Source organism: Streptococcus infantis, assembly GCF_047465185.1.
GTDB lineage: Bacteria > Bacillota > Bacilli > Lactobacillales > Streptococcaceae > Streptococcus > Streptococcus infantis_O.
This window is the reverse complement of the sequence record NZ_JASHAJ010000006.1, coordinates 1-10834: the sequence shown is the minus strand read 5'-3', so window position 1 is coordinate 10834 and position 10834 is coordinate 1. Positions and strand designations below refer to the sequence as shown.

The following is a 10834-nucleotide window of genomic DNA, read 5'->3' as shown; positions in this document are numbered from 1 at the left end:
ACACAGTAGCACCAGACGGAACAGTAACCTTCGTACCAGAAAAATCATTCACAGGAACAGGAACAGGCGTGACTGTTAAACGTGTAGATAAGAATGGTACACCAGCAACCGCTAAGTACACACCAACAGTAACGCCAGTAACACCAACAGCTGAAGATGTTACATCAACAGATATCCAAGGCCAAACACAAACAGGTAAACCTAAGTTTACAGAAGGTGATCCAAGTGTACCAATGGATGACGATGTACCAGCAACCTTTGAAGATGGTTCAACAACTAAGGTAATTCCAGGAGAAGGAACCTACACAGTAGCACCAGACGGAACAGTTACATTCGTACCAGAAAAATCATTCACAGGAACAGGAACAGGCGTGACTGTTAAACGTGTAGATAAGAATGGTACCCCAGTAACAGCTAAGTACACACCAACTGTTACACCAGTAACACCAACAGCAGAACCAGCTACAACTATTGGACCTAAAGGTAAAGAACAGTCTGGTAAACCAACATTCAAGGAAGGTGATAGCCGTGTTCCAATGAATGATGATGTGCCAGCAACATTTGAAGATGGTTCAACAACTAAGGTAATTCCAGGTGTTGGTACCTACACAGTAGCACCAGACGGAACAGTGACTTTCAAACCAGAACCTGAATTTACAGGAACAGCTCCATCAGTTACAGTTGTTCGTGAAGATATGAACGGAACAAAAGCTTCTGCAACATACACACCAACAGTAACACCAGTTACTACATTTGTAGACAAAGATGGCAAACCTATCCCAGGTTACCCAACAGCAGACGGTGAACAACCAAAAGCTGAAATTCCAGGATACCGCTTCGTTGAAACTAAGAAATTGCCAAACGGCGATACAGTACATGTCTACGAAAAGATTACAACTACTCATGTTGACGAAAATGGAAACCCAATTCCAGGATATCCAACAGAGGATGGAGAACAACCTAAGAAAGATATTCCAGGATATGAGTTTGTGAAGACAGTTGTAGATGCTAACGGAAATATCCAACATATCTACAAGAAAGTTGTAACTCCAGAACAACCAGAAGCTCCAGTTAAACCAGCTCCAGCTAAAGAAAATGCTCCTCAATTGCCAAACACAGGTACTAAGGATAACGCTAGCCTTGCTGCTCTTGGTTTAGTAGGTGTCTTGAGTGGATTTGGACTTATTGCTCGTAAAAAGAAAGAAGACTAATCAACTCTGTAAAGAAGTGAGAAAGTCAACTTTCTAATTAAAAACTAGTGCATCAATCGATGCACTAGTTTTTTTGATGCTTGTATTAAAAATCGAACTATGCTACAATCTTGTAAAACAAGCAAGGACACCAAGATATGAAAAGTGAATACCAAAAAATGATTGCGGGAGAACCCTATCACCCCTTCGACCCAGAATTGCGTGCTCTAGCACAAACAGCACGACAAAAGCAAGCCTCCTTTAACGAAGAAGTCGATCCACTAAAAGGTATGGAAATCATCAAAGGGTGGTTTGGGTCTACCGGAGAAAATCTCTATATCAATACTCGCTTGGTTGTGGATTATGGTGTCAATATTCATTTGGGAGAAAATTTCTATTCCAATTGGAATTTAACCATGTTGGATGTTTGCCCTATTACTATTGGTGATAATGCTATGATTGGTCCTAACTGCCAATTTTTAACCCCCCTACACCCTCTGGATCCAGATGAACGAATTTCAGGTTTAGAATTTGGGAAACCAATCACGATAGGTAAAAACTTTTGGGCAGGAGGCGGCGTTACTGTCCTTCCAGGCGTAACACTAGGGGATAATGTTGTTGCAGGAGCGGGGGCAGTCATTACCAAGTCCTTTGGTGACAATGTCGTTCTGGCAGGTAATCCAGCACGGGTTATCAAAGAAATTCTAGTTAAAGAAAATTAAAAGAACAGCAAGATGCTGTTCTTTTGCTTATTAGAGGTTTTTTCTCTTCTTAGCTTTTTTAGTTAAAGTTACATCACATTGTTCGATATTTTGTGTGAGATAACTGGTCACTTGGAAGTCGTCAGTATCAGATTTTAGTTCGACTTCATAGACGATTGTTAGATTATCACCTGCGTTAGTGCTATTAATTGTAATCATGTCAACTTCTGAGCAGAATTGGCCAAGAGCTGATTGGATAGCTCCCTGTATCTTTTCTTGATTGGCTACCGTGATTGTCAAAAGTCTACGACGTTGATTGTCAGTTTTAATCTGTTGATGTTCCAAAAGGAACCAAACACCTAAGATAAATAGGGTGAACAAAATTGCTAGGAAGAGATAGCCTGTTCCACAAGCTAAACCGATAATCATGGCAAGGAAAATCGCAATCAGTTCTCTTGAACCACTAGTTGCAGAACGGAAACGAATCAAACTAAAGGTTCCGGCTACAGCGATTGAAGTACCCAAGCTTCCATTGACTAGAAAAATAACTAAGGTCATGAGGCAGGGAAGCAGAGTCAAGCTGATAGCAAATTCTCTGGTATAGAGGGTCCGATATTTGTAGGTCCAAGTGAGAGCCAAACCAAGAGTTAGACTGACAAGTAGAGCCAGCAGTAGTTGGAAGGGATCTGCACTGGCGGTGGCGTTGTTGAAAATGGAATTAAATAGATTATGCATAAGCGGTACCTGCGCTTTCTATACTGGGTCGTGGTACATAGGGGAGCCCTTGAGATTTGTGGTAAGCACAACTGTATTTTGAAAATTTGTGCTCTATCAAACCATACTTATCTAGGATGTCCTGCAACCACTGAGGCTTGTTTCCAGGAGCTTTAATCTCCATAATCACAGTATGGTCATCCAATAGAGGGGATCCTTGAATTCCAGAGAAAAGACTGACATTTTCATCTCTATAGACTAGATTTTGGTCAATTGTGATACGGATTTTGTTATAGTTGTAGCCCTCGATGTATTTCTTTTCCTTTAATGAATAACGATCGTAGTAGATATACATACGAGGCTTGATGGCTTGCTTGTAATCTCTACGAAGTTTTTTCACTTTTTCAATGACGACTGTATCAGTAATGCTAGGATCCAAGTGTCCTTTGGTTATAAAATTAAGGATAGCAATCGGAGTTGAGAGTAGTCTAAACTTACGACTAACTCCTTCTTGGTCCTTGGTCTTGATTTCTAAAAAAACTTGACTATCTGCTTTGGGTTGGCTGAGATAGGTCCGCATCCGAACCTTTTCTTTTCGCTTATCTCCAAAATCATCATCTAGGAGAACATCAAAGTCTTTCGTATCAAAGTAGATATTTGATATGGTTGAAATTGGATAGTCGTCTTCTACTAAATATTCCTTTAAATCTTGGATGAGTTTGTCTAGTTTATCTTTGGAGACAATATATTTGGTTTCAATCCGTTTGAAAGTTGTTTCGATTGGTTTCATAAGTTCTTCTCCTCTAATCTTAGCTTATACTATTTTTAAACAAGGACGAGCTTGTTTGTCTAGGATTTTAAAGAGTTTATCTAAAACTTTTGTTAAATTTAACTTAATTGAAACTAAACTTAAGAAAACTTTCAGAAAAAGTTTAGGCTTATTTTAGGAAAGTCACGTAGACTAAGAGCATGTAAAATGAAAGTCGAGGAAACGAGCATGAAAGCAAAAAAATGGACATTCTTATTAACGAGTATAGCAACTCTAGCACTAGTAACAGCTTGTACCCAGTCAACTTCAAATACAACAGCTAGCAATACTGCGACAACGAAAACGACATCAACTACAGAAGCTAAGAAAACTAGCTATTTTACAGACAAGGACTATGATACTTCCTATGATGAAAAGACAGCAGCAACTGTAACTTTGTCAGGATCAACGGCGACGGTATCAGGTGACGGAGTGGCCGTATCAGGATCTACTGTTACCATCTCTAAGGCAGGAACCTATGTCATATCTGGTCAATCTGATGGAGTTCAAATTAAGATCGAAGCTGGAAATTCTGATGATGTACATATCGTACTAAAGGGTGTGACCATGACCAATACCAATGCAGCTATTTCTGCAACATCAGCTGGTCATGTTTACCTAACTCTAGCAGATGGAACAACCAATAGCCTCTCAGATTCTGCTTCTAATAGTGATGAAAAAGCTGACGCGGCCCTCTTCTCTAAAGTGGACTTGACCATCAACGGTAAGGGAACTCTCAATGTAGATGGTAAGAAAAACAATGGCATTAAGGCAAACGATACACTTCACATCACAGGCGGAACCTACAACATCACAACAGTAGGAGATGCTTTTAATGTCAATGATGAACTTAACATCACTGGAACAACTATGACTATTGATGCCAAGGAAGATGGCGTCAAGGTCGACAATGATGAGGATACATCTGTAGGAACCATGTATCTCTCTGATAATACCATCACTGTTACTGCAGGGGACGATGGTATCCACGCATCAGGTGATTTGGTTATTGATAGTGGTATCTATACCGTTAAGAATTCTACAGAAGGGCTTGAAGGTAAGTCAATCACTATCAACGGTGGAGACATCACCATATACTCAACAGATGATGGCGTCAATGCAGCCAACAAAAATGCCCAACAAAGTGAAATATTCTTCACCATGAATGGTGGAAATCTAACGGTTGAAGTTGGTCAAGGGGATACGGATCCAATTGACTCAAACGGTAACATTACAGTTAATGGAGGAACCATCAAAATGACAGGTCAATCTGGTTTTGACTTTGATGGAACAGCGACCTACACAGGTGGTGAGATCTACCTTAACGGTGAAAAACAAACGGAAATCGTCAATTCTATGCCTGGAGGCGGAGGACCTCAAGGAAATGGTGGCCCTGGCGGTCCAGCCCCTGGTGGACAACCATAAAAAAATCTCCTTTCTCGAAAGAGAAGGGAGATTTTTTTGTTGGGGAAAAAGGAAGAGGAGATAAAGTTTCTTCTATCTCTTATACATACTAGCTAGCCTACTCCATTAATAAGATCAAGCTAAATCAAGCACCTCAAAGGGTACTTTTCTGATGCTTGAAAGAGCAAAAAAAGCACCCTTATTCCAATGCTTTTCTAAGCTTGTGGAATAAGAGTGCTTATCGTATTAGAAATTATTCTCCGTCTTTTTTAAAGATGTTTTTTACACCAGATACTGCGCCTTCGACAGCTTCTTTAGCATCTTCAGCAACTTCTTTAGCTTTTGAAGCTACTTTTTCTGCAGCTCCTTCCGCTTGAGTTTTAGTATCGCCAGTAAGTTTACCAAAACTTTCTTTGACAGAACCTTTAGCTTGGTTGAATTTTTCTTCGATTGACATGGGGGATACCTCCGTTAATTTTTTGTAATATCTAAACCAAATCAGATACTAATTTAAGTATATACCATTTTATGCTAAAAAGCAAAAAACTGATACGAAAAGCATCAGTTTGTTTTTTTAATAGGTTACAACATTCAATTGACCTTTATCATATTCAGCGATAAAGATATTTGAGACTTCTTCGAAACCTTCTTCTTTCAATTTCTCAGTTAGCCACTCCTCGGATTTGCCAATGGTTTCTAGGATTTCAACTTGGACAACACCATCTGTAATCACTGGGTACTTAGGATTTTCGTCACCCATTCTTACGACAATCAGCTGTCCGTTTTGCTCAATCACAGCTCTCTTGACATCCTTCAATTGGAAAATTCCTTGAGCGCGCAATTTAAGAGCTACATCTGCCGCTGCAAGACCTTTTGAGCGACAGGCTTCAGGATCTAACTTACCATTTTTAATGATAATCGTAGGTTTTCCGTCAATCAGATGTTTAATGAAGGAAACATTGGTATTCAACCATTTGAGGAGTAAAATGAGAATAGTCCAAATAATGAGGATAACAATGTATTGGATGATGGTGATAGAACTATTGTAGATAACCCCACCGATAATACCCCCGAGAACAAAGTTTTGTATCTGGTCCACTGCAGAACTTGGTGCTAGATTTCCTTTACCTGTTACATTGATAACAAAAACAAGAGAAAGTAGCCCCAAGGCTAATTTAATTGCAATTGTAGCAAAAAAGCTTATCATTTTTCAACCTCCACGAGTTCCACATCTGATTTATAGAGTTCCATCTTTTCTAATAAATAGCTATCTTGGTCAGTCCCACTAATGGCACGATAAAAATTGTCACCTACTTTAATAATCGCCCCATCAGTCACTGCTGATGTGTTGACATAAACATTTTTCTTATCAACACCTAACTCTTTTGATACAATTTCGATGAAGTGCAAGGAACTACGAAATTGATTATCATTGGATTGGTTGTTTTGAAGATTCGTAATGCTAATCAATACAAAAGCAATTAACGTCAAAATAGAAATGAGCGATAATTCACGGAACTTACTCCCTCTCTTATCTTGAAAAGCCTTAAATGCAAAGAATCCAGTCACAATCACTAAGAATGTCGACACAATAATCATGGTCCAATTCTGTTGACTAATCTGACTGAGAACATAGTCATATGAATAGAATTTCATAAGATTTCTCCCTTTTTTAAATTCAATCTATTATAAACTAATTCCTAAGCTATAGCAATTTTATTATGACGAAAAAAGCATTTAATTGTTGTTTCCTACTTAAGGTAGGTTTTTCTGATTTGACTTAGCCTCCCGTCTTGACTTTCGTTTAGCTTTTGTTATAATAGTACAAATTTAGAGGAGGTGCTTTATGATTCAAAAACATGCCATTCCTATTTTAGAATTTGATGACAATCCTCAGGCAGTCATCATGCCAAATCACGAAGGATTAGATTTACAATTGCCAAAGAAGTGTATCTATGCATTTTTGGAGGAGGAGATTGACCGCTACGCCCAGGAAATAGGAGCAGAGTGCGTTGGCGAGTTCATTTCTGCCACCAAGACTTATCCAGTCTATGTCATCAACTACAAGGGCGAGGAGATTTGTCTTGCCCAGGCTCCCGTTGGTTCTGCCCCAGCTGCCCAGTTTATGGATTGGTTGATTGGCTACGGTGTGGAACAAATCATTTCCACTGGAACCTGTGGCGTCCTAGCCGATATAGAGGAAAATGCCTTTCTGGTTCCAGTCCGAGCCCTGCGAGATGAGGGGACCAGCTACCACTATGTAGCGCCTTCTCGTTATATGGATGTACATGTCGAAGCGATTTCTGCCATCGAGCAAGTCTTGGAACAACTAGGAATTCCTTACGAGGAGGTTATGACTTGGTCGACAGATGGTTTTTACCGAGAAACGGCTGAAAAAGTTGCCTATCGTAAGGAAGAAGGTTGTGCAGTTGTGGAGATGGAGTGTGCAGCTCTTGCAGCAGTTGCCCAGCTTCGAGGAGTCGTTTGGGGTCAACTTCTATTTACAGCCGACTCTCTAGCGGATTTAGAAAATTATGATAGCCGCGATTGGGGTTCAGAAGCTTTTGACAAGGCCTTAGAACTCTGTCTTGAAATCGTTAGTCATATGTGACTGCTTTAACTGTTTTATGGTACAATGTAACTATGTTATTCAAATCATTTTTGGAAAAAATAAACACGACCTTAGGGCGTTTATCCCCTGCTCGTCGAATTTTTTTAAGTTTTGCTTTGGTTATTTTCGCAGGCTCTCTACTTTTGAGTCTGCCATTTGTGCAAGCAACAAGCTCCCAAGCGACCTATTTCGACCATCTCTTTACAGCAGTATCCATGGTCTGTGTGACAGGACTCTTTACTCAACCAGTAGCTACTACATATAACATCTGGGGTCAGTTAATCTGTATGTTTTTGATCCAGATTGGTGGTTTGGGTCTCATGACCTTTATAGGGATCTTTTATATTCAAAGTAAGCAAAAGCTAAGTCTTCGTAGCCGTGAAACAATTCTGGAGAGCTTTAGTTATGGAGAAACTCATTCTTTAATGGTTTTCATACGTTCGATTTTCTTGACGACTTTTATCGTTGAAGGACTCGGAGCCTTCCTGTTAAGTTTTCGTTTTGTTCCGGAATTTGGTTGGGGCCGAGGAATTTTTACATCTATCTTCGTAGCTATTTCAGCTTTCTGTAATGCTGGTTTTGATAATTTTGGAAGTACAAGTTTAGTAGCTTTTCAAACTGATCCTTTGATTAATCTAGTGCTTGCTGCTTTGATCATCACAGGTGGTCTAGGGTTTATGGTTTGGTTTGACCTGGCCACGCAGTTGAGCAAGAAAAAACGTCGGCTTCGCTTTCATACCAAGTTGGTTCTCTTCTTGACAGCAGGAATTTTATTTACTGGAACAGTTTCAACCCTCTTGATCGAGTGGAACAATCCGGGAACGATTGGAAATCTCAGCATCCCTGATAAATTGCTAGTCAGTTTTTTCCAAACAGTTAGCATGAGAACGGCGGGTTTTGCTTCTATTGATTTTACCCAGGCTCGGCCTGTTACTTTGCTGATTTATATCTTACAAATGTTTCTCGGTGGGGCGCCTGGTGGAACAGCCGGGGGGCTTAAAATCACAACCTTCTTTGTATTATTAGTATTTGCACGCAGTGAACTTTTAGGATTACCCCATGCCAATATAGCTCGGAGAACAATTTTACCTCGGACAGTCCAAAAATCTTTCAGTGTTTTTATCATCTTCTTGCTAACTTTCTTGCTGGGCTTGATCCTGTTAGGGGTAACCGCAGAAGGGAATCCGCGCTTTATCTACATCATGTTCGAGACAATTTCTGCCCTTGCCACGGTCGGAGTGACGGCAAATCTGACACCAGAGTTAGGTAGATTAGCTCTTAGCATTATCATGCTACTGATGTTTATTGGACGAATTGGACCACTGACGCTATTAGTTAGTTTGGCTGAGTATCAACCAGATAAGAAAGATATGATCCACTATATGAAAGCAGATATTACGATAGGATAAGAAAGGATAAACTATGTCAGATCGGACAATTGGAATTTTAGGTTTGGGTATTTTTGGGAGTAGTGTACTTACCGCTCTCGCTCAGCATGATATAAATATTATCGCCATTGACGACCATGAGGAACGAATCAATCAGTTCGAACCAGTCTTGGTACGTGGAGTTGTTGGAGATATTACCGATGAAGAGCTCTTGCTCTCAGCAGGAATTGATACCTGCGATACAGTTGTGGTGGCAACTGGGGAAAATTTAGAATCTAGTGTGCTTGCAGTCATGCATTGCAAGAGTCTAGGAGTACCAACTGTTATTGCTAAGGTTAAAAGCTATACAGCAAAAAAAGTCCTTGAAAAAATTGGCGCAGATTCAGTCATTTCACCAGAATATGAGATGGGTCGTTCGTTGGCGCAGACTATTTTATTTAATAACAGCGTAGATGTCTTTCAGTTGGACAAAAATGTCTCGATAGTCGAAATGAAAATTCCACAATCGTGGGCAGGTAAGAGTCTAAGTGAACTTGATCTTCGAGGACAATACAATCTCAATATTCTTGGTTTTCGTGACTATGAAAATGCTCCTCTAGACGTTCAGTTTGGTCCAGATGATCAATTGAAAGCCGATGGCTATATGATGGCAGTAATCAATAACCAATATTTGGATACCTTATCTAAATTTAACGAAAAATAAAATAGATAGAAAATTCTCTTTACAAATCTAGTATTTCATGGTACAATAGCCTTTGTGTGAAATAGCAGCAGGAAAGCATGAAGCTCGTCAACAGATGTCTTATAACAAGTAACCTTGGCTGTTTAGGCGAAGGGCATCTGCACGAATCAGGGCTTTCTAAGTGACTATTTCCGCCGAAATTATATTTATATTAGGAGGACATACACATGTCACGTTATACAGGACCATCTTGGAAACAAGCTCGTCGCCTTGGCCTTTCACTTACAGGTACAGGTAAAGAATTGGCACGTCGTAATTACGTACCAGGACAACACGGACCAAACAACCGTTCTAAATTGTCAGAATACGGTTTGCAATTAGCTGAAAAACAAAAACTTCGTTTTACTTACGGTGTAGGTGAAAAACAATTCCGTAACTTGTTCGTACAAGCTACAAAAATCAAGGGCGGAATCCTAGGTTTCAACTTCATGCTTCTTTTGGAACGTCGTTTGGATAACGTAGTTTACCGTCTTGGTCTTGCGACTACTCGTCGTCAAGCTCGTCAATTCGTAAACCACGGTCACATCCTTGTTGACGGAAAACGTGTTGATATCCCATCATACCGCGTAACTCCAGGTCAAGTAATCTCAGTTCGCGAAAAATCATTGAAAGTTCCAGCTATCCTTGAAGCGGTTGAAGCTACTCTTGGACGCCCAGCATTCGTATCATTCGACGCTGAAAAATTGGAAGGTTCATTGACTCGTTTACCAGAACGTGATGAAATCAACCCAGAAATCAACGAAGCACTTATCGTTGAATTCTACAACAAGATGCTTTAATTTTAAGATATATCTTACGAAAAGCCTACAACAGTGGGCTTTTTGCTTTTCAAAAAATAAAAAAATAAGAAAAATTTATCTTAAGTTCTTGACAAGATTGTAAAAGTCGGTATAATAGAAAGAGTTGAAAAAGCTCACGGTCCGTTGGTCAAGGGGTTAAGACACCGCCTTTTCACGGCGGTAACACGGGTTCGAATCCCGTACGGACTATGGGTGTATCGCGGTTGATGGAAATAGGATTTAAAAAAAGTTAAAAAAACCTGTTGACAGAGAAAAGTGACTGTGATATACTAATATAGTTGTCGTAAGCGCGACAAAGACCTTTGAAAACTGAACAAGACGAACCAATGTGCAGGGCACTACAACTGATGTTGTAGTACTGAACAATGAAAAAAACAATAAATCTGTCAGTGACAGAAATGAGTGAGAACTCAAACTTTTAATGAGAGTTTGATCCTGGCTCAGGACGAACGCTGGCGGCGTGCCTAATACATGCA

Annotated in this window: 12 protein-coding genes, 1 tRNA gene and 1 rRNA gene; 9 read left to right on the top strand and 5 right to left on the bottom strand. The window is 39.9% G+C overall.

What is annotated here, in order from left to right:
- The coding region (locus tag QM382_RS08805) for an LPXTG cell wall anchor domain-containing protein (RefSeq protein ID WP_414276813.1) at positions 1 to 1211 on the top strand (1211 nt) is incomplete at its 5' end.
- A 137-nt stretch (positions 1212 to 1348) separates the two neighbouring features.
- Positions 1349 to 1912, top strand: a complete 564-nt coding sequence (locus QM382_RS08800) for a sugar O-acetyltransferase (RefSeq protein ID WP_263394101.1) — start codon at positions 1349 to 1351, stop codon at positions 1910 to 1912.
- A gap of 30 nt (positions 1913 to 1942) precedes the next feature.
- Here the strand turns inward: QM382_RS08800 and QM382_RS08795 are convergent, their stop codons facing one another.
- Together QM382_RS08795 and QM382_RS08790 are read right to left on the bottom strand one after the other, a co-directional pair.
- Complete coding sequence (locus QM382_RS08795) at positions 1943 to 2626, bottom strand: DUF4956 domain-containing protein (RefSeq protein ID WP_414273043.1); 684 nt, start codon at positions 2624 to 2626, stop codon at positions 1943 to 1945.
- Positions 2619 to 3395, bottom strand: a complete 777-nt coding sequence (locus QM382_RS08790) for a polyphosphate polymerase domain-containing protein (RefSeq protein ID WP_414273044.1) — start codon at positions 3393 to 3395, stop codon at positions 2619 to 2621. The genes QM382_RS08795 and QM382_RS08790 overlap by 8 nt, the downstream gene beginning before the upstream one ends.
- Before the next feature lie 207 nt (positions 3396 to 3602).
- Between QM382_RS08790 and QM382_RS08785 the strand changes: the two genes are divergently transcribed.
- Positions 3603 to 4838 (top strand): carbohydrate-binding domain-containing protein, encoded by a 1236-nt coding sequence (locus QM382_RS08785; RefSeq protein WP_414273045.1) that lies wholly within the window; start codon positions 3603 to 3605, stop codon positions 4836 to 4838.
- Positions 4839 to 5070: 232 nt separating this feature from the next.
- On the opposite strand, the gene QM382_RS08780 is transcribed toward QM382_RS08785, so the two are convergent.
- The 3 genes from QM382_RS08780 to QM382_RS08770 all read right to left on the bottom strand — a co-directional run bounded on the left by QM382_RS08780 (position 5071) and on the right by QM382_RS08770 (position 6473).
- A complete protein-coding gene (locus QM382_RS08780) occupies positions 5071 to 5274 on the bottom strand; it encodes a CsbD family protein (RefSeq protein ID WP_006151004.1) in 204 nt (67 codons plus the stop codon).
- Positions 5275 to 5391: 117 nt separating this feature from the next.
- Positions 5392 to 6024 carry a DUF421 domain-containing protein gene (locus QM382_RS08775; protein ID WP_195184046.1) on the bottom strand — a complete coding sequence of 211 codons (633 nt, stop codon included), beginning with the start codon at positions 6022 to 6024 and terminating at the stop codon, positions 5392 to 5394.
- Entirely contained in the window at positions 6021 to 6473 is a 453-nt protein-coding gene (locus QM382_RS08770) for a DUF3290 family protein (protein ID WP_414273046.1), read from the bottom strand. The genes QM382_RS08775 and QM382_RS08770 overlap by 4 nt, the downstream gene beginning before the upstream one ends.
- 190 nt (positions 6474 to 6663) lie before the next feature.
- Between QM382_RS08770 and QM382_RS08765 the strand changes: the two genes are divergently transcribed.
- From QM382_RS08765 to QM382_RS08740, 6 genes are all read left to right on the top strand, one after another.
- On the top strand, positions 6664 to 7428 hold the full coding sequence (locus QM382_RS08765; RefSeq protein ID WP_281138068.1) for a nucleoside phosphorylase: 765 nt from the start codon (positions 6664 to 6666) through the stop codon (positions 7426 to 7428).
- Between the two features lie 32 nt (positions 7429 to 7460).
- A complete protein-coding gene (locus tag QM382_RS08760) occupies positions 7461 to 8837 on the top strand; it encodes a TrkH family potassium uptake protein (RefSeq protein WP_414273047.1) in 1377 nt (458 codons plus the stop codon).
- A gap of 13 nt (positions 8838 to 8850) precedes the next feature.
- Positions 8851 to 9519 (top strand): potassium channel family protein, encoded by a 669-nt coding sequence (locus QM382_RS08755; RefSeq protein ID WP_414273048.1) that lies wholly within the window; start codon positions 8851 to 8853, stop codon positions 9517 to 9519.
- Between the two features lie 206 nt (positions 9520 to 9725).
- On the top strand, positions 9726 to 10337 hold the full coding sequence (rpsD, locus tag QM382_RS08750) for a 30S ribosomal protein S4 (protein ID WP_004253981.1): 612 nt from the start codon (positions 9726 to 9728) through the stop codon (positions 10335 to 10337).
- 138 nt (positions 10338 to 10475) lie between these two features.
- A tRNA-Glu gene (locus QM382_RS08745) sits at positions 10476 to 10547 on the top strand.
- 228 nt (positions 10548 to 10775) lie between these two features.
- Positions 10776 to 10834 (top strand): 16S ribosomal RNA (locus QM382_RS08740); the annotation flags it as partial.